The organism is Actinomadura sp. WMMB 499 (assembly GCF_008824145.1).
In the GTDB taxonomy this organism is placed as follows: domain Bacteria; phylum Actinomycetota; class Actinomycetes; order Streptosporangiales; family Streptosporangiaceae; genus Spirillospora.
In genome coordinates, this window is sequence record NZ_CP044407.1 from 1,598,203 (window position 1) to 1,621,904 (window position 23,702).

The window sequence follows — 23,702 nt, forward strand, 5'->3', positions numbered from 1 at the left end:
CATGGAGCACTCATTCCGGCGGCTCGCCGCGGCGCTGCGCGCGCTGCTCGTCTTCACCGTGCTGCTCGGCCTCGCCTATCCCGTCGCCCTGTACGCGGTCGGGCGCCTGCCCGGCCTGGCCGACCGCGCGGACGGCTCGCTCGTGCGGGCCGACGGCCGGACGGTCGGCAGCGCGCTGCTCGCCCAGCCGTTCACCGGCCCGGACGGCGAACCGCTGCGGGCGTACTTCCAGAGCCGCCCGTCCAACGCCGGGGACGGCTACGACCCGCTGTCGTCGGGCGCGAGCAACCTCGGCCCCGAGGACGTCGTGGACACCGCGGACCGCCCGAGCCTGCTCACGCAGGTCTGCGCGCGCAGCCGCGCGGTCGGGGACCTGGAGGGCGTGGACGGTTCGCGCCCGTACTGCACCGGCGGCGGGGTCGGGGCGGTGCTCGCGGTGTTCGGGGAGCGGGCGGCGGACGGCACCGTGCCGAAGCCCACGCGCGTGGTCAGCGTCAACGAGCGGGCGGGCGAGATGAAGGCGCCGTTCGTCGCCCGCTACCGGGGCGCCCGGGTGGAACTCGCCCGGCCCGGCGAGGACTACGCGGCCGGGCTGATCGTGCCGGTCCGGGGCGACGCCCCGGCGGATCCGGCCGTCCCGCCCGACGCCGTCACCGGCAGCGGCAGCGGCCTCGACCCGCACATCTCCCCCGCCTACGCGGCGCTGCAGGTGGAGAGCGCGTCGCCGCCGCGCGGGGCGTCGCGCCGGACCGGGTGCGGGCGCTCGTCGCGGAGCACGAGCACGGCCGCGACCTCGGCTTCATGGGCGAGCCGCGCGTCCACGTCCTGGAGCTGAACCTGGCGCTCGACCGGCGGTTCCCCGGCCGGGGCTGACGCGGCCCGCGAGTACTGTGAGGGCGAGGAGGAACGATGGGCCGGGGCCGGTTGCGGATCTACCTGGGCGCTGCGCCCGGCGTCGGCAAGACCTACGCGATGCTCGCCGAGGGCGCGCGGCGCCGCGAGCGCGGCACCGACGTCGTCGTCGGGCTGGTGGAGACGCACGGCCGGGCCCGCACCGCCGCGCTGCTGGACGGCCTGGAGGTCGTCCCGCGCCGGACGGCCCGGTACCGGGGCGCGGAGTTCACCGAGCTGGACGCGGCGGCGGTCGTCGCGCGCCGCCCCGGCGTCGCGCTGATCGACGAGCTGGCGCACACCAACGTGCCGGGATCGCCGAACGCCAAGCGGTGGCAGGACGTCGAGGAGATCCTGGACGCCGGCATCGACGTGGTGTCGACGGTGAACGTGCAGCATCTGGAGTCGGTCAACGACGTGGTCGAGCAGATCACCGGAGTGCCGCAGCGCGAGACCGTCCCCGACGAGGTGGTGCGGCGCGCGCGAGCAGGTCGAGCTGGTCGACATGGCGCCGGAGGCGCTGCGCCGACGGATGGCGCACGGCAACGTCTACGCCCCCGAGAAGATCGACGCGGCGCTCGGGAACTACTTCCGCGTCGGCAACCTGACGGCGCTGCGCGAGCTGGCGCTGCTGTGGCTGGCCGACAAGGTGGACGACCAGCTCGACCGGTACCGCGCCGACCACGGCATCCGCGGCACCTGGCAGGCGCGGGAACGGGTCGTCGTGGCGCTCACCGGCGGGCCGGAGGGCGACACGCTGATCCGCCGCGCCGCCCGGATCGCCGACCGCGCGCGGGGCGCCGACCTGCTCGCCCTGCACGTCACCCGCAGCGACGGCCTGACCGACGCGGCGCCCGCGAACCTGACCCGGCAGCGGTCGCTGGTGGAGAGCCTCGGCGGCAGCTACCACCAGGTCGTCGGGACGAACGTGCCGGGCGCGCTGCTGGACTTCGCGCGCGGCGTCAACGCCACCCAGCTCGTCCTGGGCGCGTCCAGGCGGGGACGGCTCGCGCACGTGTTCGCGCGCGGGGTCGGCGTCACCGTGACCGCCGGGTCGGGGCCGATCGACGTGCACCTGGTCAGCCACGAGGAGGCCGGGCAGGGGCACCGGTGGCGGGCGCTGCGGAGCACGTGGGGGTGCCCCCGGCCCGCCGGGCGGCCGGGTTCGTGCTCGCCGCCGTCGTGCTGCCGCTGCTCACGCTGCTGCTGGACCGGCTGCGCGGGGACGTGTCGCTGAACAGCGACATCCTGCTGTTCCAGGCCGCGGTGGTCGGCGTCGCGCTGGTCGGCGGCCTGTACCCGGCGCTGTTCGCGGCCGTCGCCGGGACGCTGCTGCTCAACTGGTACTTCACGCCGCCCCTCGGCACCTTCACGGTGTACGGGGCGGAGGCGGTGCTGCAGCTGGTCGTGTTCGTCATCGTCGGGATCACCGTCAGCACGATCGTCGATGTGACCGCCCGCCGGGGCCGGGAGGCGGCCCGCGCGCGCGCCGACGCGCAGGTGCTGTCGACGCTCGCCGGGGACATCCTGCGCGGCGACGGCGGGGACGCCCCGCCGCCCGGCCCGCTGAACGGCATCCTCGACCGCCTCCGCGAGACGTACGCGCTCGCGTCCGTGACCCTGCTGGAACGCGACCCGGCCGCACCCCAGGCCCCCTGGACGATCGTGGCGTCCGCCGGCGGCCCCCCGGTCACCCGACCGGACGCCGGCGACTGCGACGTCCTCGTCGACGACGCGCTCGCGCTCGCCGTCCGGGGCCGGACGCTGCCCGCGTCCGACCGCCGGATCCTGGAGGCGTTCGCGGCGCAGGCCGCCGTCGCGCTGCGGCACCGGCGGCTCGCCGAGACCGCCGAGCAGGTCGCGCCGCTGGCGGCCGCCGACCGGATGCGCACGGCGCTGCTCGGCGCCGTCAGCCACGACCTGCGCACCCCGCTGGCGTCCGCGATCGCCGCCGTGGACAGCCTGCGCAGCCCCGACGTCGTCTGGAGCGACTCCGACCGGGACGAACTCACCGCGATGGCCGCCGAATCGCTGGCCCGGCTCGACCGGCTCGTCGCGAACCTCCTCGACATGAGCCGGCTGCAGGCCGGGGTGCTCGGGGTGTCGCGGCGGCCCATCGCCGTCGAGGACGTCGTGCCCCGGGCACTGGACGGCCTCGGCGACGTCCCCGTCGAGATCCGCGTGCCCGCGGACCTGCCCGAGGTCGCCGCCGACCCCGCGCTGCTCGAACGGGTACTCGCGAACCTGGTGTCCAACGCCGTCCGCCACAACCCGCCCGGCGAGGCCGTGCTGGTCACCGCGAGCGCCCACGCCGCGCGGGTGCAGGTGCGCGTGATCGACCGCGGCCCGGGCATCCCGCCCGCGGACCGCGACCGCGCGTTCGCACCGTTCCAGCGGCTCGGCGACCGCGACGACCGCACCGGCGTCGGGCTCGGGCTGGCCCTGTCGCGCGGGCTCGCCGAGGCGATGGACGGCGCGATCGAGATCGAGGAGACGCCGGGCGGCGGGCTGACCATGGTGGTCGCCCTCCCCGCGGCCGTACGGGAGGAGCGGACGTGACGCGCGTGCTGGTGGTGGACGACTCGCCGCAGATCCTGACGACGCTGCGGCTCAACCTGCGCGCCCGGCACTACGAGGTCGAGGTCGCCGCCGACGGCGGGCAGGCCCTCGTGCGCGCCGCCGACTGGCGTCCCGACCTGGTCGTCCTCGACCTCGGGCTGCCCGACCTGGACGGCGTCGAGGTGATCCGCGGGCTGCGCGGCTGGTCGCAGGTCCCGATCATCGTGCTGTCGGGCCGGTCCGGCAGCCACGACAAGGTCGAGGCGCTCGACGCGGGCGCCGACGACTACGTCACCAAACCGTTCGGGCTCGACGAACTGCTCGCCCGCATCCGCGCGATCACCCGCCGCGCCCCCGCCGACGGGACGTCCCCCACGGTCGCGGTCGGCGGGCGGCTCGTCGATCTCGCCCGCAAGACCGTCACCGGCGACGGCGACGGCGACGGCGACGCGATCCACCTGACCCCGACCGAGTGGGGCATCCTCGAGATCCTGCTGCGCAGCCCCGGCGCGCTCGTCCCGCAGCGCCGGCTGCTCGCCGAGGTGTGGGGCCCGAGCTACGTCAAGGAGACGAACTACCTGCGCGTCTACATGGCCTCCCTGCGCCGCAAGCTCGAGGCCGACCCGTCCCGTCCCAAGCACCTGATCACCGAACCCGGCATGGGCTACCGCTTCGAACCCTGACGCGCCGCCCGCATTTCGCGCGGCCCCGTCGAAACGGTCGCCGCGATCGAAACGGCTGCCGGAACGGCCGTTCCCCACCTGGTCGTCGCGTTCGCGATCGTCGTTGCCGGTCAGCCGGATACCCGCCCACGAGGTCGGGGGCCGTCATGTTCTGTTGATCGGAAACGAGGCTCGCGGCGGTCCGCCCGTCCGCCCGGCGCGGCAACGGCCACCGGTTGTCCGTGGCCGATCGGGTGGCCCGTTCCGTACCCCTGTGCTCCACTGTGAGAGTGAGCGATCCGATGACCATTGCCATCGCCGCCGCCATGGCGGGGGCCACCATCGAGGCCACGGCCGCGCCCGCGCAGGCGGCCCTCGCGGGCATGGCGCGCCGCGTCCGGGAGCGGTTCCGCGGACGGGCGCGCGACGAGGAGACGCTGGCGCGGGCGGTCGCCGACCCGGACGAGCCCGAGCGGGTCGAGGCGCTCGAAGGGGCCGTCCGGCGGGTCCTGGACGAGGACCCGGAGTTCGGCGCCGAGATCGAGTCCCTGTGGAACCAGGCGCAGACGCGGGCGAGCGCCTCCGACGACGGCAACGTCAACGTGTTCAACGGGCCCGCGGAGAAGGTCATCCAGCTCCGGGACATGAACGCGCAGGGGAACATCAACCTGTGAGGCCTTGGGCGTGTTCGCCGGCGGGCGGGCCCGCGACGACGAGCGGCTGACGAGCCGGCGCCGCCCGACCACAGCGGCGGCGCCCGCCGGGGCGTCGCCGCCGGCACCCCGCCCCGCCGGCGACCGGGGCCGCCGGCGCGCGGCGGCGGGCAGGCCCCCGGTCCCGGTTCGCCGTGACCGTCCGAGTCCGCGGTGACGGCCCCGGTTCGCCGGGGTGCCGGGACACCGGGCCGCGGATCCCCGGCGGGATATCCCGTCAGCACCCCTGGGGGCCGGCCGTCGGCTCGGGGACCCCGGACGCGCGCGGGCGGGGCGGCCGGGTCACGGCCGCCCCGCCACCCGCCGTCAGGACGCCGGCGGCATCAGCACGCTGTCGATGATGTACACGGTCGCGTTGGCGGTCTGCACGTTGCCGCACACGACCTTGGCGTTCTCACCCGCCGTGAAAGACTCACCGGACCCGCTCGTCTTGAGCCGCGCGCCCTGCAGGGTCTTGAAGTCGCCGTTCGCCAGGGCGTCCGGGGCGACCTTCTGCCCGACGACGTGGTAGGTCAGGATGCTCGTCAGCTTCTCCTTGTCGGCCAGGACGTCGTTCAGCCGGCCCTCCGGGATCTTCGCGAACGCGTCGTTCGTCGGCGCGAACACCGTGATGTTCTTCGACGAGTTGAGCGTGTCGACCAGTCCGGCCTTCTTCACCGCGGTGACCAGCGTCGACAGGACGGGGTTGTTGGACGCGGCCGTCGCGACCGGGTCCTGGGCCATGCCGGAGAAGCTGCCCGAGCCGTCCTTCGGGACGGCCGAGCAGGCGGGGCCGAACGGCTCCGCGGCGGCCGCGCCCGCCTCGGCGGGCGTGCTCGGCGCCGCGCTCGTCGCGGGGGTGTTCGCCGCCGAGCCGGAGGTGCTCTCGCCGTCGTCGTCGCCGCCGCAGGCGGTCGCGCCGAAGGCCAGCCCGGCGGCGAGCAGGGCGCCGGTCAGGGTGCGGGTGCGGTTCATCATGGTTCTCCCTCGTTGTCGGTTCGACTGCGTTGCCGGATGGAATGTGCGATCAGGTGACGGTCACCACGACCGAGTGCCACCCGGTCGCGCCGTCGGGAAAGGGCGGGGTGCGCTCGGGGGGCTGCGTGGCGCCGGTGCCGTCCGTGGCCCGGACCCGCAGCGTGTGGCCGCCGGGAGCGGCGTCCCACTCGGCGACCCACTGCCGCCAGGTGTCGGTGGACGGCACCGGCGCGAGCCGCGCCTCGCGCCACGGGCCGTCGTCCACCTGCCACTCGACGGCCCGGACGCCGCGATGCTGGGCCCACGCGGTGCCCGCGACGGCGACCCGGCCGGCCCGCACGCGCGCGAGCGGGCGCGGGAGGTCGATGCGCGAGAACGTCTTGACCGGCGCGCGCTCGGCGTAGCCGCGCTCCGTCCAGTACGCCCGGTCGGCGGCGAACCGGGTGATCTCGAGGTCGACGACCCATTTCGTCGCCGACACGTAGCCGAACAGGCCCGGGACGACCATGCGCACCGGGAAGCCGTGCTTCACCGGCAGCGGCTCCCCGTTCATCGCGACGGCGAGCATCGCGTCCCGCCCGTCCAGCACCGGGTCGAGCGCGGTGCCGATCGTCATGCCGTCGGCCGCGCTCGACAGGACCTGGTCGGTGCCACGCCGGACGCCCGCCTCGCGCAGCAGCGGCGCGAGCGGCGCGCCGAGCCAGCGAGCGTTCCCGGCGAGATCGCCGCCGACCTGGTTCGACACGCACGACAGCGTGATGTCGCGCTCGATCAGCTCCCGGTCCAGGAGCTCGCCGAACGTGATCTCCAGGGGGCGGTCGACCATCCCGTGGATCCGCAGCGTCCAGTCGCGCGGATCGACCTGCGGGAGGGTGAGGGCCGTGTCGACCCGGTAGAAGTCCCGATTCGGGGTGACGAACGGTGTCATCCCCGGCACCCGTACCTGCGCGCCGCGCGGCACGGGCGGTGCGGGCGAGGCGGGCCCCGGCAGGTCGATCGAGCCGCGCAGCTTCGCGACCTCGCGCCGTCCGAGCAGGAACCGCCCGCCCGCCGCACCGGCCCCCGCCACCGCGACCGCCCCGGCCCCGGCGAGCAGGAACCGCCGCCGTCCCGTCCCCCGCCCCGCCGCGCTCGCCGATACCGCCGCGACCGCCGCGACCGGCGCGCCGTCCCCGCCCTCCGGTGCTTCCGGCGCGGACGACGTTCCGGTTCCGGGGCCGTCCCCTTCGGGCCCGTCCGTTTCCCGTGCTGCCCCTCCCTGGCCGGAGCCGGTCATCTTCCGGGTGGACGGCACCGGGAGGCGGTGCACGAGGACGGTCAGGACCGCCATGCCCGCGGCGACGCCCACCAGCGTCGGGAGGGCGTCGGCCGCGCCGCCGGACGGGCGGGTCAGCGCGGCCAGGGCGCCGACGGCGCCGACGGCCGCGAGGCCGGCGAGGCCCCGCCGGAGGCGCCGTCCGGCCAGCAGGCCTGCGGCGACCGCAGCCAGGACGACGCCGAGGCCCACTCCAAGGAGCAGGACGAGCTTGTCGTTCGTCCCGAAGGCGCGGATCGCCCAGTCCTTCAGCCAGACGGGGGTGAGGTCGACGAACCCGGAGCCCACCGCGATGACCGGGGAGGCGGCGGGGCGTCCCAGCGCGCCCGCGGCGAGTTCGGCGACGCCCATCGCCGCGGCCGCCGCGAGGACGCCGGCGACCGCGGCGGCGAGCCGTCCGGTCCTGTCCCGTACCGATCTGCGTGTCACGTCGGGTGTTCGGAGCGGTACCGGGAGCGGATGGGTGGGATTCTTGGCATGCGGTCCGGGCGAGGGGAATCGCCCGGGACGACCCATCCACGAGCCCGGCGGCTCCGAACCAGGTCATGTGACGATGAGCGAGCGACCACGCGGGAAACGCCCTGGGCCACGGGGGACCGGCGAGCCGGACGCGACCGGGGACCCGGCGGACCTCGCGGGGCTGCTGGTCCGCGTCGCGCGCGGAGACCAGGAGGCGTTCGAGGAGGTGTACGCGCGGCTGTCCGGTCCCGTGTACGGGCTGGTGCTGCGGATCCTGCGGGACACCGCGCAGGCGGAGGAGGTCGCGCAGGACGTGCTCGTGGAACTGTGGCGGACGGCGTCGCGGTACGAGCCGTCGCGGGGCAGCGCGACGTCGTGGGCGATGACGCTCGCGCACCGCCGGGCCGTCGACCGGGTGCGCGCGGTGCAGGCCGGCCGGGACCGCGAGGAGCGGGCCGCCGCGCCCGAACCCGAGTACGACCAGGTCAGCGAGCAGGCCGAGATCCGGCTCGAGCACCAGCAGGTGCGCCGCTGCCTGTCCGGCCTGACCGACGTCCAGCGCGAGTCGATCACCCTCGCGTACTACGGCGGCTACAGCTACCGGGAGGTCGCGGAACTGCTGGGCGTCGGGCTGGCGGCCATCAAGACACGGATGCGCGACGGCCTGATCCGGCTGCGCGACTGCATGGGAGTCCGGTGATGACCCACGACCTCCACGACCTCGGCGGCGCCTACGCGCTGGACGCGCTGGAGGAGACCGAGCGCAGGCGGTTCGAGCGGCATCTCGACCGGTGCCCGTCCTGCGCCGAAGAGGTGCGGGGGTTGCGGGAGACGACGTCGCGGCTGGCCGTCGCCGCGGCGCGCCGCCCGCCGGACCGGCTGCGGGAACGGGTGCTGGCGGAGATCGGCCGCACCCGGCAGCTCCCGCCCCGGCCGGCGCGCCGGCCACGGGCCGTCCGCACCCGGCACAGCCCGTGGCTCGTCGCCGCGGCGTGCCTGGTGCTGGCGGTGCTGGGCGGGACGTTCGCGGTGCGGTCGCATCAGGAGGCCGAGCAGGCGCAGGCGCTGAACCGGCGGATCGCCGCGGTGCTGGCGGCGCCGGACGCGCGGACGAGCACGGCGCCCGTGCCGGGGTCGGCACCGGGCTCGGTGACGGTGGTGGCATCGCGGTCGCTGAACCGGGCCGTCGTGACCACGCACGGCCTCGCCCCGGTGCCCGGCGACCGGACCTACCAGCTGTGGCTGCTCGGCCGGGAGGCGCCGCTGCCGTCCGCGCTGCTGGCCGCGCCGCCCGGCGAGCCGTCGCCCCCGGTGATCACCTCGGGGCTGGCGGGCATCCGGACGATCGGGCTGACCGTGGAGCCGGCCGGCGGGTCGGCGCGGCCGTCGAGCGCGCCGATCGTCACCGTGCCGCTCGGCTGAGCGTCACCGGCGGGCCGCGGCGCGGGCCAGGTGCCGGTTGAACCAGTCGGCGGCCTGGGTGGTGACCTCCTCGAGCGCCCCGGCCTCCTCGAAGCCGTGCGCGGCGCCGTCCACGACGTGGACCTCCGCGACGTCCAGGTCCCGGACGGCCCGCTCGGTCAGGTCGAGGACGGGCGTGTCGGCGCCGCCCACGATCAGCAGGACGGGCACCCGGACGCGCGGCAGCGACGGGCCCGCGAGGTCGGGGCGGCCGCCGTGCGACACGACCGCCGCGACGCGCGGGCGGGCCGCCGCGGTGGCCAGCGCGGCGGCGGCGCCGGTGCCCGCGCCGAACAGCCCGAGGGGGAGCCCGGCGGTGTGCGGGGCGGACACCAGGCCCTCGGTGAGCCGGTCGACCGCGCCGATCAGCCGGAGCGTCAGCAGTTCGATGTCGGAGTGCAGCGCGGCGGTGACGCCGTCGAACTCGTCCTCGTGCCCGGTGAGCAGATCGAGCCGGAGGGTGCCGATGCCGGCGGCGTTCAGCCCGCGGGCCACGGCGGGCCGCCGGGGGCCGTCGCCCGCGTGGGCGAGCAGCACCATGCCGGTCGGTTCGTCCGGGATGTCGAGGTCCGCGTCGAGGGCGGCGTCGGCGACGCCGATCCGGACGGTGCTCACCTGTTCGGCGGTTCGGCGCTGATGTCGGCGAGGACCGAGTGGTCGTCGCGCTGGATGGCGAGATCGCCGATGGACACCATGCCGATGGGCCGGTCGCCGTCCACGACGGGCACCCGCCGGACGGCGTGCTCGCTCATCAGCCGGACGGCCGTGTCGGCGTCCTCCCCGGCCGGGACCGTGATCACGTTCGTGCTGCAGACGTCGGCGACGGCGGTGGACGCCATGTCGCGGCGCATGGCGACGCCGCGGACGACGATGTCGCGGTCGGTCACCAGGCCCCGGAGCCGTCCCTCGTCCACGACGAGGACGTCGCCGATGCCGTGCTCGCGCATGAGCTCGCCGACCCGTGCCAGCGGCGTGTCCGGCGGCACGGTCACCGGCACGGGCGTCATCACCTCGTTCACCTTCTGTGCCATGGCGTGCTGGGTCATGTCGTGCCCTCCTCTCAAGGGCTCGCCTACCCAGGGCCCCGGCGGGCATGCGAGGCGGGCGTCACGGGGACGCGTCGGGCCCGTCCTGTTCCGCGAGGAACCGCTCGAACTGCGCGCCGAGCTCGTCGGCGGTCGGCATGTCCTGCGACTCGGCGAGCAGGTTGTCGCGCTCGGCGGCGCCGGCGAACGCGTCGTACTGCTGCTCGAGCGCCCGGACGACCTTCTCCACCTCGTCGTTGCCCTCGACCTGCTCGGCGATCTCGGCGTCGGTGGCGGCGGCCGCCTGGCGCACGGCGTCGACCGGCAGCTCCAGCCCGGTCGCGGCGACGACCGCCTCCAGCGCGGCCACGGCGGCGGCCGGGTAGGCGGACTGCGACAGGTAGTGCGGGACGTGCACGGCCAGCCCGACCGCGTCGTGCCCGGCCTCGCCGAGCCGCAGCTCCAGCAGCCCGGCGGCGCTCCCGGGCACCTGCACCTTGTCGAACCACGTCCCGCGGTCGATCAGCTCGGGCCGCGTGGCGTGCGAGGTGATCCCGACCGGACGCGTGTGCGGCACCCCCATCGGGATCCCGTGGAACCCGACCACGAGCCCCACCCCGAGCCGTTCGACCAGGTGCAGGACCGACGCGGTGAACCCCTCCCAGAGCCGGTCGGGCTCGGGACCGCTGAGCAGCAGGAACGGGGTGCCGGCCGCGTCGTGGACGAGCCGCACGACCAGTTCGGGGGCCTCGTAGGACGCCCAGTGGTCGCGGTCGAACGTCATCGGCGGCCGCCGGGCCCGGTAGTCGATCAGCGAGTCGACGTCGAAGCGGGCGATGACCCGGTGCTCCAGGGCGTCCAGGATGTGCTCGCGCACGAGCTGCCCGGTGGATCCGGCGTCCACGAAGCCGTCGAGGCTGTGCAGCAGAACCGGCCCGGACAGCTCCGGCAAGTCGGTGTCCAGCTCGTACAGATCCTCAGGGTTCAGCAACTTCTCCCCCACATCATCATGTCGATGTTCTCAACACTAGGACATGCGGAGGTCATCTCCCCGGCGCGAGGTGACCGCTCTCACCTCCCGCGGCCGCGCTCCCGCCCCGGAGCGGCAGGATCAGCGGAAGACGCGGCTGGCGAGAAAGTCCTCCGGGCGGAGGGTGGTGAGGTCGGCGCGGTCGACCTCGCCCGGACGGTCGAGGAGGCGGCTCGCGTGCCGGAGGCGGGCGCGTTCGATCGCGTTGCGGACGGACCGGGCGTTCGCGAACCGGGGGCGGGCGCGGCGCCGGTCGAGGTACTCGCGGAAGACCGGTTCGGCCTCGGGGGCGAGGCCGTAGCCCTCGCGCCGCATCAGCAGGCGGCCGATGGCCTCCAGCTCGCCCGGTTCGTAGTCGGGGAAGTCGATGTGGTGGGCGATGCGGGAGCTCATGCCGGGGTTGGAGGCGAAGAAGGAGTCCATGCGGTCCTTGTAGCCGGCGAGGACGACGACGAGATCGTCGCGCTGGTTCTCCATGACCTGCAGCAGGATCTCGATGGCCTCCTGGCCGTAGTCGCGCTCGTTCTCGGCCCTGTACAGGTAGTAGGCCTCGTCGATGAACAGGACGCCGCCCATCGCCCGCTTGAGGACCTCCTTGGTCTTGGGCGCGGTGTGCCCGACGTACTGGCCGACGAGATCGTCGCGGGTGACGGAGACGAGGTGGCCGGTCCGGACGTAGCCGAGGCGGTGCAGGAGTTCGGCGAGCCGCACGGCGACGGACGTCTTGCCGGTGCCGGGGCTCCCGGTGAAGCACATGTGCAGGTTCGGGCGGCCGGAGTCGATGCCGAAGCGGGCGCGGACGCGGTCGACGAGCAGCAGTGCGGCGATCTCGCGGATGCGGGTCTTCACGGGTGCGAGGCCCACGAGTTCGGTGTCGAGGGCCGCCAGGACGTCGTCCATCCGGGAGTCGGCGCGTTCCTTCGCGAGATCGACGCGGGCGTCCGGGGGGAGGGGCTCCCCGGCGGCGGGCGGGGAGTCCGCCGGGGAGCCGGTCCGATCGGCCGGACCGGTCGCGCCGGTCGTCCCGTTCGTCCCGTTCGCTCCGGTGCGGTGCATGCCGAAGTCGGGCCGTCCGGTCAACGCCCGGCTCCGTACCGCTCGCCTTCGGGACGGTCGGCCGCGTACGGGTGCAGCGTGTAGCGGATCCGCCGGTCGGACGTCTCCTGCCGGTCCAGGCGGAAGCCGGGCTCGGCGGGCGGGCGCTGCACGAGGAACGAGAGCGCGGTCGTCTGCCGTCCGTAGCGGGCGTCGTAGGCGTTCAGCCGGACGTAGTGGGACGGGTACGCCCTGCGGCATTCGTTGATCTCGTAGAGGACGCCGGCGGGGTCGGCGAGGTCGAACATCGGCAGGCCCCACATGTCCCAGTACGCGTTGCGGGGGTGCGGGTCGTCGGTGAACTCGACCGAGCAGGGCCAGCCCTGGCCGAGGGCGTACCCGACCTGGAGGGTGATCTCCTCGTCGGTGAGGTCGGGCAGGTAGGAGAAGGTGCCTTGAGTGATCCGCATCAGATGCTCACCGGGGTTTCGACGACGTCGGGGGTGTCGGTGGACGCGTAGGTGAAGGTGATGTCGCCCCAGGTGGACAGGGCGACGTCCAGTTCGCGGCTGTGCTTGGCGGCGGCGCGCAGGACGTCGGGGCCCTCGGCGAGGTAGTCGCGGCCCTCGTTGCGCGCCTTGATCATCGCCTCGAGCGCGACGCGGTTGGCGGTGGCGCCCGCGGCGATGCCCATCGGGTGGCCGATCGTGCCGCCGCCGAACTGCAGGATCGAGTCCTCGCCGAGGTAGTGCAGGAGCTGGTGCATCTGCCCCGCGTGGATGCCGCCGGACGCGACGGGCATCGTCCCCGGCAGCGACGCCCATTCCTGGTCGAAGTACAGGCCCTTGACGGGATCGGCGGCGATCTTGTCGAGGCGGAGGGTGTCGTAGTAGCCGCGGACGCTGTTCGGGTCGCCCTCCAGCTTGCCGACGACGGTCCCGGCGTGGATGTGGTCGACGCCCGCGAGCCGCATCCACTTGGCGATCACGCGGAAGTTCACGCCGTGGGTCTTTTGCCGCGTGTAGGTGGAGTGCCCGGCGCGGTGCAGGTGCAGAATGACGCCGTTCCTGCGCGCCCACTTGGCCATCGACTGGATCGCCGTGTAGCCGATGGTCAGGTCGATCATGACGATGACGCTGCCGAGTTCCTTGGCGAACTCGGCGCGCTCGTACATGTCCTCCATGGTCGCGGCGGTGACGTTGAGGTAGTGGCCTTTGACCTCGCCGGTCGAGGCCTGCGCCCGGTTCACGCCCTCCATGCAGTAAAGGAACCGGTCGCGCCATCGCATGAAGGGCTGCGAGTTGATGTTCTCGTCGTCCTTGGTGAAGTCCAGGCCGCCGCGGAGCGCTTCGTAAACGACACGGCCGTAGTTGCGGGCCGAGAGCCCGAGCTTGGGTTTCACGGTGGCGCCCAGGAGGGGACGGCCGAACTTGCCCAGGTACTCGCGCTCCATGACGATCCCGTGGGCCGGGCCCTGGAACGTCTTCACGTAGTGGGTCGGGATCCGCATGTCCTCGAGGCGGAGCGCCTTGAGCGCCTTGAACCCGAAGACGTTCCCGATGATGGACGACGTCAGGTTCGCGATCGAGCCCTCCTCGAACAGGTCGAGGTCGTAGGCGATGTGGGCGATGAACTGGTCGTCCGAGCCCGGCACCGGGTCCACGCGGTAGCACTTGGCCTGGTAGTTCTCGTACGCCGTGAGCCGGTCGGTCCACACGACCGTCCAGGTGGCGGTGGACGACTCGCCCGCGACGGCCGCGCCCGCCTCCTCCGGCGGGACGCCCGGCTGCGGGGTGATCCGGAACGCGGCCAGCACGTCGCTGTCCTTCGGCTCGTAGTCCGGACGCCAGTAGCCCATCTCCGCGTAGGGGATCACGCCCGCCGACCATCTGCCCGAGCTCATCGCCGCTCTCCTTCGCGCTGGGGAACGGGGCGCGGCGCTCCGCCCGCGGAAGGACGGCATGCCCAGGGGATGGACGGGGCGCCGCGCCCCCGGTCGAGTGACCGTGAACGAGTCCGAGCGTGCCGGGCCGACAGTTGCGATGTCCATCAAGTGTTCTACGGTGACCCTCAAGTGTTCGGTTGAATGAGGAGGCCGGGGTGACGGAGGCGCGGCTGCGGACGTTCGTGGCGCTCGCCGACACCGGTTCGGTGCGGGCGGCGGCACGGCGGCTGTACGTGACGGAGTCGGCGGTGTCGGCCGCGGTCGCCGCGCTGGCGCGGGACCTCGGCGTCCCGCTCGTCCGGCGGGTGGGGCGCGGGGTCCGGCCGACGCCCGCCGGGACGGTCTACGCGGGCTACGCGCGGCAGGTGCTCGGGCTGCTGGAGGAGGGCCGGGCGGCGGCGCGCGGGGCGGCCGCCCCGGGGCGCGGGCCGCTGCGGCTCGCGGCGGTGACCACGGCCGCCGACCAGATCCTGCCCGCGCTGCTGGCGTCGTTCCGGGCGCGGTGGCCGGAGGTGGAGCTGGCGCTGGAGGTGGGGCCGCGCCGCCAGGTGTGGAGCAGCCTCGCCGCGCACGAGGCCGATCTGGTGCTGGCCGGGCGCCCGCCCGCCGACGTCGCCGCGACCGTCCTGGCGCGGCGCCCGAACGAGCTCGTGGCCGTCGCCGCGCCGGACGTCGCCGCGGGCTTCGCGCTCGACCGGACGCCGTGGGTGATGCGGGAACCGGGGTCGGGGACGCGGGCCGCCGCCGACGCCTACCTGGCCGAGCGGGACGCGGCCCCGCCCCGGCTGGTGCTGGGCTCGAACGGCGCGGTGATCGCGGGCGCCGCGGCCGGGCTGGGCGCGGCGCTGGTGTCGCGGGACGCGGTCGGGGCGGAGCTGGACGCGGGCCGCCTCGTCGTCGTGCCCGCCCCGGACCTGCCGCTGGACCGGCCGTGGCACGCGGTCGGCGGCGCGGTCCCGACGGCGACGACGCTGCTGTTCGTCCGGCACCTGCTGGACGCGCCGGGCTGGACGGCCGCGTCCGGTGCGGCTACGGCAGGGCCCACAGCGGGATCGACAGCAGGATCAGGCTGACGCCGATCAGCGCGAGCGCCGCGGACTTCCCGGCGTCGCCGTCGGGTTCGTCCCGGTTCCGGCGCATCGCGGTCACGCACCAGCCGAGCGAGATCAGGGCGGCGACGTCCATCGCCGCGGCGAGGCCCATCACGTGTCCCCTTCCTCTGCCGTTCACCTGCCGTACGAGAGACCGTACGAGAAACGTTGCCACATCGGGCCCCCGGTGTGGCCGCTCACACACCGCGCTTCGCGCGCGTGCAGTGCCGCCGGGAGGACAGAATGGGGTTCGGGACCGCGAAAGGGCACCGAAAGGGGCACCCCATGACCGCCGACCGCCCGTACGACATCGTCCTGTTCGGGGCCACCGGGTTCACGGGCGGGCTGACCGCCGAGTACCTGGCCGGGCACGCCGATCCGGGGACGCGCTGGGCCCTCGCCGGACGGAGCACGGCCAAGCTCGAGAAGGTGCGCGACCGGCTCGCCGGGATCGACCCGGCGTGCGCCGAGCTGCCGCTGCTGCGGGCCGACACCTCCGATCAGGCGTCGATCGACGAGCTGGCCCGTTCGGCCCGCGTCGTCGTCACGGCCGTGGGCCCGTACGTGAAGTACGGCGAGCCGCTCGTCGCGGCGTGCGCGCGCGCCGGCACCGACTACGTCGATCTCACGGGCGAGCCCACGTTCGTCGACCGGATGTACGTGAAGTACCACGCGGAGGCCGCGCGCACGGGCGCCCGGATCGTCCACGCGTGCGGATTCGACTCGATCCCGCACGACTTGGGCGTGTACTTCACGGTGAAGCAGCTTCCCGAGGGCGTCCCCCTGCACGTCGAGGGCTTCGTGCGGGCGCGCGCGGACGCGTCCGGCGGCACGCTCCACTCGGCGCTCGGGATCTTCGGCGACCTGCCCGGGATGGTGCGGGCCGAGCGGGAGCGCCGCGCGCTCGAGGGCCGCCCGGACGGCCGGACGGTGCGGGTGTCGCGGCGCCCGGCGCCGAAGAACCGCGTCGGGGACGGCTGGACGCTGCCGATGCCGACGATCGACCCGCAGATCATCGCCCGCTCCGCCGCGGCGCTCGACCGGTACGGCCCCGACTTCTCCTACGGGCACTACATCGCCGTGAAGCGGCTGCCGACCGCCGCCGCGATGGCGGCCGGGGCCGGGGCGGTCACCGTGCTCGCGCAGGTCCCGCCCGCGCGGACGCTGCTGGCGAAGCTCAAGCCGTCCGGTGCGGGGCCCTCGGCCGAGACCCGCGCCCGCAACTGGTTCAGCGTGAAGTTCGCCGGCGAGGGCGGCGGGCGGCGCGTCGTCACCGAGGTGGCGGGCGGCGATCCGGGCTACGGCGAGACGGCGAAGATGCTGGGCGAGTCGGCGCTGTGCCTCGCGCACGACGACCTGCCGAAGACGTCCGGGCAGGTCACCACGGCGACCGCGATGGGCGACGCGCTGCTGGAGCGGCTGAGCCGGGCGGGCATGAAGTTCCGGGTGCTGACCTCCCGCTGAGCAGCCGCTAGCGAGGCCCGGCCCGGCCGGGGATCGGGACGACCGCCTCGACCGTCGTCCCGGCGCCGGGCCGGCTCGTCACCGTGACGCGCCCGCCGAACAGCTCGGCGCGCTCGCTCATCCCGCGCAGCCCGTAGGAGTCCGGGCGCCGCCCGCGCCCGCCCTGCCCGAGGACGTCCCGGATCGCGAAGCCGGCGCCGTCGTCGGCGACCGTGAGCCGCACCCGGTCCCCGAAGTGCTCCAGCAGCAGGTCGACGCACGACGCGGACGCGTGCCGGAGGCAGTTGCCGACGGCCTCCTGCGCGATCCGGTACAGCGCGGTCTGCACGTGGTCGGGCAGCGCGTCCTCCAGCTCGCCCTCGACCGTGACGGTGACGTCGAGCGGGCGGCCGGACGGGCCCGGGCCGTCCCCGGCCTCGCGGGCGAGGGTCGCGAGCGCCGCCGACAGGCCCAGGTCGTCCAGGACGGGCGGGCGCAGGCCGCCGATCGCCGCGCGGGTCTCGGCCGCCGCCAGCTCGCACAGCGACCGCGCGATCATGATCTGCGCGAGGCCCTCGGGCTGGTGCTCGGGCACCGCCCGCTCCGCCGCCGACAGGTGGAAGCCGAGCCCGGCGAGCCGCTGCGCGAGGCCGTCGTGGATCTCCCGGCTGAGCCTCGACCGCTCCGCCTCCTGCGCCTGGACGGCGCGTTCGGCGAACCGCTCGGCGGCGTGCTCGCGCTCGCGGGCGGCGCGCAGCCGGCGGCACGAGCACAGCACGGGCGCGAACAGGTCGGCGAGCGCCGTGACCAGCGCGACGTCCTCCGGCGGGCACGGGCCCGCGGACCGGACGTCCAGCACCGCGATGGCCGCGCCGCCGCTGAGCATCGGGACGGCCGCGCCCCTGCCGTCCTCGTGCGCGCGCGCCCGTCCGTGGGCCGCGGCCCGTCCGGCGTCGCCCTCGCCCAGCGGGACGGACCGGCCCCGCGATTCCAGGAAGCGGCCGTCGTCGTCCAGGACGTGGACGTCGCAGAACGTCAGCGCGCGCGCCGAGCGGACGACGAGACCGGCGAGCTCCTCCGCCAGTTGCGGGAGCTCGCGGTCGGAGCAGGCGACGCCGATGATGCGGACGAGCAGGTCGGAACCGCGCCCGGCCAGGACGGCGGGGACGGTCACCGGAACAGGCCCTCGCGCAGCGCGACCGCGATCGCGGCCGACCGGTCGGTCACCTCCAGCTTGCGGTACAGGGCGCGCAGGTGGCTCTTGACCGTCTCCTCGCTCAGCACGAGCCGGGCCGCGATCGCCTTGTTCGACAGCCCGCCGACCAGCAGGGACAGCACCTCGCTCTCGCGCTGGGTGAGGCCCCGGTTCGCGCCCGGCCAGAACTCGCCGCGGGTCAGCCGGGCGGCGGTGACCGCCATCCGCCCCGCGAGCGTCGGGTCGACGACCGTCTCGCCCCGCGCGACCTCCTCCAGCCGCCGCACCAGCTCCGGACCGTCCACCCGTTTCAGCAGGTAGCCCCCGGCCCCGGCGCGCAGCGCCTCGAAAACGTACTGCTCGTCGTCGTACACCGACAGGAACACCACGCGGGCCTCGGGGACCCGGCCGGTGAGCTGCCGGCACAGGTCGAGGCCGCTCTCCGGGCCGAGCCGGACGTCCAGGAGCACCACGTCCGGTCGCAGCGCGGTGACCAGCCGGGCGGCCTCCGCGCCCGTCCCCGCCTGCCCGACGACGCGCACGCGGCCGGAGAACCCGGCCAGCATCGCCTGCAGCCCGGCCAGGATCATCTCGTGGTCGTCGACCAGGACGACGCGTACGGGGGCGCTCATCCCGGCACGATAACAACCGGAAGCTACTCGCCAGTAGCCCGCGTTCCGGCTCTCACCCGTGCTCTCCCCTGATTGGGGGAAGCGCCGCCGGGAGGTCCAGCATACTCTTCGTAGCGAAAACCGAATTCCGCAGGACGGAGGAGTGAGGTGCCCCATCGGATCGTGCACATGCTCCGGGCGCGCGGGTCGGGCCGCCGGCCCGTCATGCTCGCCATCGCCGGGGACAGCGCGGCGGGCAAGACCACGCTCACGCGGGGGCTTGTACGGTGTCTGGGGGCCGACCGGATGACGGCGGTCTGCGTGGACGACTACCACCGCTACGACCGCGAGGAACGGGCGGGGAAACCGTTCACGGCCCTGCACCCCGACTGCAACCACGTTGACATCATGGAGCAGCACCTCCAACTCCTGTCGATGGGCGAACCGATCCTCAAACCCGTGTACGACCACGCCACCGGCCGCCTCGTCCGGCCGGAGCTGGTCGAACCCCGCGACTTCGTGATCGTCGAAGGGCTGCTGCCCCTGCACACCCGCCTCTCGCGCGCCTGCTTCGACATCACCGTCTACCTCGACCCGCCCGAACCGCTGCGGCACTCGTGGAAGATCGCGCGCGACTGCGAGAAGCGCGGCTACCTCCCCGAGCAGGTCCGCGCGGAACTGGCCCGGCGCGAGCCGGAGAGCGCCGCCTACATCCGGCCGCAGCGCAAGCACGCCGACATCGTCGTCCGGTTCGCCCCGGTCGCCGGCCGCGGCGACCCGCCCGGCACGCCGCTGTCGGCCGAACTCCTGCTGCGTCCGACGATCGACCATCCCGAGCTCTCGGGCGTCCTGGACGCCGAACCCGGCGCCGGGACGGCCATGCACCTGCGGCTGCACCGCGACACCGACGGCCGTCCGGTGGACGCCCTGCACGTCCACGGCTACGTCTCGCCCGAGGAGTCGCGGGTCGTCAAGAAAGCCATCTGGAGCCGGCTCGGCGCCCGCGCGGGCGACGGCCTCGTCGACGCCGGCGCCCTCGGCCGGCTCGGCGACGCCGGCACCAGCGATCCGCTCGCCATCACCCAGCTTCTCTTGCTTTACCACCTGCTCGACGCGGATCATCGCCAGGCCGCATGAGTTCGGGCTCCGCGGACGCGCGGGGAGGCCCCGGGGTTTCGGACCTGTACCCCGGGCCGCGCGGCGCGGCGGCCGGGAGGGCGCCCAGCGGGCGCACGGGCGCCCTCCCGGCCTTCTTCCACGTCGGGGGCCGGCACACCAGGCCGGTTCGTCAGGCCGGTTCGTCGGGCCGGGCGCGTCAGGGCGTGCGCGTCGCGTCAGAGCGGGCGCGCCGGAGCGGGCACGTCAGCCCAGTTCGTGCCAGGGGATGTCGGGACGTTCCGGGGCGACCAGCGCGAGCGACTGCCCGCCGCGGACCGTCTCGCCCCGCTCCGCCGTCAACCGGAACCGGGCGTTCGGCCGGTGCGACTCCCCCACCGCCAGCAGCGTGCTCCCCCGCCGCAGCAGGAAGATCGCGACGTCCAGCCGGGGCCACTCGCCCGCGCCCTCCGGCACGTCCACCCGGTAGAGCGTTCCATCCGTGTCGAGCGTGCTCGCCAGATTGTGGTAGATCGCCGACACGCCCGGATTGCGGATCGCGACGGCCGCCACCGCCGGATCGTCGATGTCGACCGGCTCCACGTCCTGCCCGATCAGCACCAGCGCCTCGGCCATCTCCGCGCGGCTGCCGCCGTCGCGCAGCCCCGCCAGCAGGTGCACCGCCGGGTCCCCGTGCCGCCGCAGGTACGCGGCGACCTGCAGCATCACCCGGACGGTCTCGTCATCGCCCCGCGCCATCACCAGGACGGTCCGCGCGTCCGCCAGGCACGCGCGGTCGAACGCGGTGGCGTCGAACTCCACCACGTCGTACAGGTCCGGGTCGGGATTCTCCCCCGGCATCTGCTCCGGCCAGAAGACCGCGACCACGGGCGTCCGCGCGAACTCCGGGTCGGCCCGCAGCTGCCCGATGACCGAGCGGAGCCCGCCCCGCTCGTAGCCGACGACCACGACGTGCCCGCGATGATGCAGCTGCGCATGCCCGTTGGCCTTCATCGTCCTGCCCTTCGACATCCAGAGCGTCAGCTCGGCGAACAGCACGAGACCCGCCGTCACGCCCGAGCCGATGATCAGCACACCGCCGATCCGCCCGCCGGCCGTCTCCGGCGACATGTCCCCGTACCCGACCGTCGTGCCGGTCACGATGAAGTACCAGACGTACCCGAGCGGTTCCTTGATCTCCGCGCCGGGCGCCTCGAACACCGCGATCAGCACCCAGCCGAGGACGAACGCGGCCGCCAGCACCAGTGCGGGCACCCGCCACGAACGGGCGGTGACCCGGTTGAGCAACTGGAACAGCAGGATCGGCACCCGCGCAGCCTGGCATCGCGCGCGTCCGGCGGTCAAGCCGTCCGGACGAGGAACGCGCAGGTCAGCCCGCCGGCCCCCGGCTGAGCACCCGGCTCAGCGCCGCCGCGACCTCCGCCGACAGGTCCCGATCCCCGGTCCCGCCCGGCGCGGCCGCACGGACGAGATCGTCCCGGACGGCCTCGCGCGTGTGGCCGCAGTCGCGGCACTCCACCTCGCCGAGCCGGCACACGAGCGCGGCCGATGCGCAGGCGGTGCAGCGGTCGAGACCGTCCGCCCAGCCGTGGACGGCCTGGCAGCCGGGACAGACCAGCACCTGGTGATCCGCCCGGACCCCGCGCCGCCACGGGCTCGCGCCCCGCACGGGATCGGTCTGCCGCGCCCCGCAGCGAAAGCAGGGCATCACACCTCCATAAGGTGCGGGGGCCGGTTCCGGCCAGATGTCCGGAACCGGCCCGTTCGCTCAGAGATCGGCGAGCGCCTTGCGGTACTCGTCGATGTCACGCGCGTCCGGGATGGCGTTCTCGACCTTCCACCGGACCACGCCCTCGGTGTCGATGATGAAGGTCCCGCGCGTGGCGAGCCCCTTGTCCTCGTCGAACACCCCGTAGCGCTGTGCGACCCCGCCGTGCGGCCAGAAGTCCGCGAGCAGCGGGAACTGGTACTTCTCCTGCTCGGCCCAGGCGCGCAGGGCGAACATCGAGTCCACCGACACCGCCAGGACCTGCACGTCGTCCCCGCCCAGCGTGGGCAGCTCGTCCCTGATCTGGCACAGCTCGCCCGTGCACACACCGCTGAACGCCAGCGGATAGAACACCAGCACGACGTTCTTCCGACCCCGGAAGTCCGACAGCTTCACCGGCGTCCCGTGCTGGTCCTTCAGCTCGAAGTCCGGTGCGCCGTCGCCTACCTCAACCGCCAAAGCCTCTCCCTGTTTATTGTGTCGCCCTTGGCGTCAGGCCCCAGGGGGCCTTCCTTCGGCGGGCAACGCGTGCGATCGCTGCATCGCTCCGACTCGCCCGAGGGGCTCGCTGCGCGATCAGTTCCTCGCAAGCTCGGAACTGCCTTCGGACGCGATCGCAGTGGCCCAGGCCCGCGCGTGGCTGGGGTGGGGTTGAGGTCGTGTCCAAGGGCCCTTGACGAGTCACGGACGACTCTACGGTAAGGCAAGCCGGACAAACCGTCCCGACCGGCCGCCCGGTCCGTGGTCGACCTCACTCGGTGAACACCCCCGCACGCGGACACGCCCCCGGCAGCCGGAGCGAGCCCGGCGCCCTGCCACCCGGTCAACGTGCGGACGGCCCGATGCGTGCCGCAACGGCCGTGCCCCGAGGCGTCCCGAGCGGCAAGTGCGACCCGCGCTCGCCGGTCCCTGGACGGCGAGCGGCCACGATGCGCGCGGCCGCCCCCTCGCCCCGCCGCACGCCGCGAGCCGGTCGGGCGGCTCGGTGCGCACCTGGGGCGGGCATGGGCAGGCGCGGGTGGGCCGGTTCCGGGGACGGGCGAGGGCTCGCCCGTCCCCGCGCGGCTACTTCTTGACCTTGGGCGCGGCGAGGCGTGTCCCCGACCATTCCTTGCCCGCGCTGAGGCTGCGCGACTGGGAGAGGCCGGCCGTGTCGGCCGCCTCGCCGATGTCGCTGGGCTCCACGTGCCCGTCGCGTCCCGCCTTGGGCGTCAGCAGCCAGATGTCGCCGCCGCTGGTGAGCGGGACCATCGCGTCGGTCAGGCCTTCGAACAGGTCGCCGTCTTCCTCGCGCCACCACAGCAGCACGACGTCGACCACGTCGTCGTAGTCCTCGTCGACCAGCTCGTTCCCCGTGACGGCCTCGACGGAATCGCGGAGCTCCTCGTCCACGTCGTCGTCGTAGCCGATCTCCTGCACCACCTGGCCCGCCTTCAGGCCGAGCCGTTCGGCCAGGCTGCGCTCAGACTGCGCCTGACCCGCGGTCGCGCTCACGAAAGTCCTCCCATGTCGTCCGTCCGCACTGTGCTCCGTGCACCTGTGCTTTTCTCCTGTACGGCCCCCGGGACGGGCGGCCCGTCCGCACCTGTGCGGTGTTTGCGGGACAGTCCACACAAGTGTGGGCCCCTAGCGCAAGTGTCTTCCCGGCATTTGGCGCCCTCATTGGCCCGATGCCGGATTCGGCCGTCATGATGCGGCCACCGAGGGTGACTTCGAGCCCGTGTCTTGATACAACCGTCAACCTCTGAGGAAGGACAACCGGACCTGGCGGTCGGGGTTGTCGACGTTGAGGTCCACGAGGGCGATCGACTGCCACGTGCCGAGCGCGAGGCGGCCGCCGGTGACGGGGACGCTCGCGTGGGGCGGCACGACCGCGGGCATGACGTGCGACCTGCCGTGCCCGCGCGATCCGTGGGCGTGCCGCCAGCGGTCGTCGGCGGGCAGCAGGTCGCCGAGGGCGGCGAGCAGGTCGTCGTCGCTGCCCGCGCCGAGCTCGATGATCGCGATGCCCGCCGTGGCGTGCGGCACGAACAGGTGCAGCAACCCGTCGCCGCCGTGGTCGGCGGCGAACCGCTCGCATTCCGCCGTGAGGTCGTGCACGGCCTCCTTCGATCCGGTGGACACCCGGATCACGGTGCTCTCCATGATCGGTGTGTACCCCATCGGCGGCGCGGGACCCCTTCCGCCCCGCGCCGTCATCGATGTTCCCTCGACGTTCCTCTCAGCGGGACGCCGTGTGCATGCGCGACTCGATCACGGCGTCGGGGCCCGGGTAGACCATGGCCTCGTGGCCGTCGTCGAACCGGACGACGTACGGCGGGCCGCCGTCGGGCCCCCGGACCTCGATGATCTCGCCCGTCCGGTCGGTCTGGCCCACGACGTTGCCGTGGATGTGGAGTCGGTCTCCGATGCTTCCGTTCATCTCT

The 23,702-nt window shown here is 74.3% G+C and carries 27 protein-coding genes and 2 pseudogenes; 12 read left to right on the forward strand and 17 right to left on the reverse strand.

Translation table 11 applies throughout. The features are described from left to right. Position 1: 1 nt before the first annotated feature. The 7 genes and pseudogenes from F7P10_RS45320 to F7P10_RS06920 form a co-directional block, all read left to right on the forward strand. Positions 2-673 (forward strand): annotated as a pseudogene (locus tag F7P10_RS45320) (potassium-transporting ATPase subunit C); the annotation flags it as partial. A gap of 80 nt (positions 674-753) precedes the next feature. Then, on the forward strand, positions 754-873 hold the full coding sequence (locus F7P10_RS45325) for a potassium-transporting ATPase subunit C (protein WP_368077458.1): 120 nt from the start codon (positions 754-756) through the stop codon (positions 871-873). A 99-nt stretch (positions 874-972) separates the two neighbouring features. Continuing rightward, positions 973-1,293, forward strand: a pseudogene (locus F7P10_RS45330) (histidine kinase); the annotation flags it as partial. A gap of 103 nt (positions 1,294-1,396) precedes the next feature. Continuing rightward, positions 1,397-2,128, forward strand: coding sequence for a universal stress protein (locus tag F7P10_RS45335; protein WP_368077482.1), 732 nt, complete (start codon positions 1,397-1,399; stop codon positions 2,126-2,128). Further along, positions 2,119-3,450, forward strand: a complete 1,332-nt coding sequence (locus F7P10_RS45340) for an ATP-binding protein (protein ID WP_368077483.1) — start codon at positions 2,119-2,121, stop codon at positions 3,448-3,450. The genes F7P10_RS45335 and F7P10_RS45340 overlap by 10 nt, the downstream gene beginning before the upstream one ends. Then, positions 3,447-4,133, forward strand: coding sequence for a response regulator (locus F7P10_RS06915; RefSeq protein WP_151008587.1), 687 nt, complete (start codon positions 3,447-3,449; stop codon positions 4,131-4,133). Before F7P10_RS45340 ends, F7P10_RS06915 begins: the two co-directional genes overlap by 4 nt. A gap of 281 nt (positions 4,134-4,414) precedes the next feature. Then, a complete protein-coding gene (locus F7P10_RS06920; protein WP_151008588.1) occupies positions 4,415-4,786 on the forward strand; it encodes a hypothetical protein in 372 nt (123 codons plus the stop codon). 345 nt (positions 4,787-5,131) lie between these two features. Here the strand turns inward: F7P10_RS06920 and F7P10_RS06925 are convergent, their stop codons facing one another. Together F7P10_RS06925 and F7P10_RS06930 are read right to left on the reverse strand one after the other, a co-directional pair. Beyond that, the gene (locus tag F7P10_RS06925; RefSeq protein WP_218040640.1) at positions 5,132-5,779 is read right to left on the reverse strand and encodes a fasciclin domain-containing protein; all 648 of its coding nucleotides are present in this window, start codon (positions 5,777-5,779) and stop codon (positions 5,132-5,134) included. 52 nt (positions 5,780-5,831) lie between these two features. Next, entirely contained in the window at positions 5,832-7,526 is a 1,695-nt protein-coding gene (locus F7P10_RS06930; RefSeq protein WP_368077459.1) for a molybdopterin-dependent oxidoreductase, read from the reverse strand. Between the two features lie 124 nt (positions 7,527-7,650). On the opposite strand from F7P10_RS06930, the gene sigK reads away from it, so the two are divergent. After that, a complete protein-coding gene (sigK, locus tag F7P10_RS06935; protein ID WP_151008591.1) occupies positions 7,651-8,256 on the forward strand; it encodes an ECF RNA polymerase sigma factor SigK in 606 nt (201 codons plus the stop codon). Continuing rightward, complete coding sequence (locus F7P10_RS06940) at positions 8,256-8,978, forward strand: anti-sigma factor (RefSeq protein ID WP_151008592.1); 723 nt, start codon at positions 8,256-8,258, stop codon at positions 8,976-8,978. Before sigK ends, F7P10_RS06940 begins: the two co-directional genes overlap by 1 nt. A 3-nt stretch (positions 8,979-8,981) precedes the next feature. Here the strand turns inward: F7P10_RS06940 and F7P10_RS06945 are convergent, their stop codons facing one another. The 6 genes from F7P10_RS06945 to F7P10_RS06970 all read right to left on the reverse strand — a co-directional run bounded on the left by F7P10_RS06945 (position 8,982) and on the right by F7P10_RS06970 (position 14,010). Next, on the reverse strand, positions 8,982-9,632 hold the full coding sequence (locus F7P10_RS06945; protein WP_254716459.1) for a dienelactone hydrolase family protein: 651 nt from the start codon (positions 9,630-9,632) through the stop codon (positions 8,982-8,984). Next, the gene (locus tag F7P10_RS06950; protein ID WP_254716460.1) at positions 9,629-10,063 is read right to left on the reverse strand and encodes a CBS domain-containing protein; all 435 of its coding nucleotides are present in this window, start codon (positions 10,061-10,063) and stop codon (positions 9,629-9,631) included. Before F7P10_RS06950 ends, F7P10_RS06945 begins: the two co-directional genes overlap by 4 nt. A gap of 61 nt (positions 10,064-10,124) precedes the next feature. After that, a complete protein-coding gene (locus F7P10_RS06955; protein ID WP_151008593.1) occupies positions 10,125-11,033 on the reverse strand; it encodes a PAC2 family protein in 909 nt (302 codons plus the stop codon). 120 nt (positions 11,034-11,153) lie between these two features. Continuing rightward, positions 11,154-12,152 carry a CbbX protein gene (cbbX, locus tag F7P10_RS06960; RefSeq protein WP_254716461.1) on the reverse strand — a complete coding sequence of 333 codons (999 nt, stop codon included), beginning with the start codon at positions 12,150-12,152 and terminating at the stop codon, positions 11,154-11,156. Next, a complete protein-coding gene (locus tag F7P10_RS06965; RefSeq protein ID WP_151008594.1) occupies positions 12,149-12,577 on the reverse strand; it encodes a ribulose bisphosphate carboxylase small subunit in 429 nt (142 codons plus the stop codon). Before F7P10_RS06965 ends, cbbX begins: the two co-directional genes overlap by 4 nt. Continuing rightward, positions 12,577-14,010 (reverse strand): form I ribulose bisphosphate carboxylase large subunit, encoded by a 1,434-nt coding sequence (locus tag F7P10_RS06970; protein ID WP_151008595.1) that lies wholly within the window; start codon positions 14,008-14,010, stop codon positions 12,577-12,579. Before F7P10_RS06970 ends, F7P10_RS06965 begins: the two co-directional genes overlap by 1 nt. Before the next feature lie 197 nt (positions 14,011-14,207). On the opposite strand from F7P10_RS06970, the gene F7P10_RS06975 reads away from it, so the two are divergent. Next, positions 14,208-15,125, forward strand: coding sequence for a LysR substrate-binding domain-containing protein (locus F7P10_RS06975; RefSeq protein ID WP_151008596.1), 918 nt, complete (start codon positions 14,208-14,210; stop codon positions 15,123-15,125). Here F7P10_RS06975 and F7P10_RS06980 read toward each other — a convergent pair. After that, positions 15,082-15,255 carry a hypothetical protein gene (locus F7P10_RS06980; RefSeq protein ID WP_218040400.1) on the reverse strand — a complete coding sequence of 58 codons (174 nt, stop codon included), beginning with the start codon at positions 15,253-15,255 and terminating at the stop codon, positions 15,082-15,084. The genes F7P10_RS06975 and F7P10_RS06980 overlap by 44 nt on opposite strands. 173 nt (positions 15,256-15,428) lie before the next feature. On the opposite strand from F7P10_RS06980, the gene F7P10_RS06985 reads away from it, so the two are divergent. Next, positions 15,429-16,607, forward strand: a complete 1,179-nt coding sequence (locus F7P10_RS06985) for a trans-acting enoyl reductase family protein (RefSeq protein ID WP_151008598.1) — start codon at positions 15,429-15,431, stop codon at positions 16,605-16,607. Between the two features lie 7 nt (positions 16,608-16,614). Here the strand turns inward: F7P10_RS06985 and F7P10_RS06990 are convergent, their stop codons facing one another. Beyond that, positions 16,615-17,760, reverse strand: a complete 1,146-nt coding sequence (locus F7P10_RS06990) for a sensor histidine kinase (RefSeq protein ID WP_151008599.1) — start codon at positions 17,758-17,760, stop codon at positions 16,615-16,617. Continuing rightward, positions 17,757-18,413 carry a response regulator transcription factor gene (locus tag F7P10_RS06995; protein WP_151008600.1) on the reverse strand — a complete coding sequence of 219 codons (657 nt, stop codon included), beginning with the start codon at positions 18,411-18,413 and terminating at the stop codon, positions 17,757-17,759. Before F7P10_RS06995 ends, F7P10_RS06990 begins: the two co-directional genes overlap by 4 nt. A gap of 147 nt (positions 18,414-18,560) precedes the next feature. Here F7P10_RS06995 and F7P10_RS07000 point away from each other — a divergent pair, with 147 nt between their 5' ends. Beyond that, positions 18,561-19,529 (forward strand): phosphoribulokinase, encoded by a 969-nt coding sequence (locus F7P10_RS07000; protein ID WP_254716462.1) that lies wholly within the window; start codon positions 18,561-18,563, stop codon positions 19,527-19,529. A 225-nt stretch (positions 19,530-19,754) separates the two neighbouring features. Here the strand turns inward: F7P10_RS07000 and F7P10_RS07005 are convergent, their stop codons facing one another. The 6 genes from F7P10_RS07005 to F7P10_RS07030 form a co-directional block, all read right to left on the reverse strand. After that, on the reverse strand, positions 19,755-20,816 hold the full coding sequence (locus F7P10_RS07005; protein WP_176611335.1) for a potassium channel family protein: 1,062 nt from the start codon (positions 20,814-20,816) through the stop codon (positions 19,755-19,757). 61 nt (positions 20,817-20,877) lie between these two features. Next, the gene (locus tag F7P10_RS07010; protein WP_151008602.1) at positions 20,878-21,216 is read right to left on the reverse strand and encodes a hypothetical protein; all 339 of its coding nucleotides are present in this window, start codon (positions 21,214-21,216) and stop codon (positions 20,878-20,880) included. A 60-nt stretch (positions 21,217-21,276) separates the two neighbouring features. Beyond that, positions 21,277-21,735, reverse strand: a complete 459-nt coding sequence (locus F7P10_RS07015) for a peroxiredoxin (protein ID WP_151008603.1) — start codon at positions 21,733-21,735, stop codon at positions 21,277-21,279. A 606-nt stretch (positions 21,736-22,341) separates the two neighbouring features. Next, positions 22,342-22,770, reverse strand: coding sequence for a DUF3052 domain-containing protein (locus F7P10_RS07020; RefSeq protein WP_151008604.1), 429 nt, complete (start codon positions 22,768-22,770; stop codon positions 22,342-22,344). A 243-nt stretch (positions 22,771-23,013) separates the two neighbouring features. Further along, a complete protein-coding gene (locus F7P10_RS07025) occupies positions 23,014-23,421 on the reverse strand; it encodes a YjbQ family protein (protein WP_151008605.1) in 408 nt (135 codons plus the stop codon). A gap of 76 nt (positions 23,422-23,497) precedes the next feature. Beyond that, positions 23,498-23,698 (reverse strand): DUF1918 domain-containing protein, encoded by a 201-nt coding sequence (locus F7P10_RS07030; protein ID WP_151008606.1) that lies wholly within the window; start codon positions 23,696-23,698, stop codon positions 23,498-23,500. Positions 23,699-23,702 lie beyond the last annotated feature (4 nt).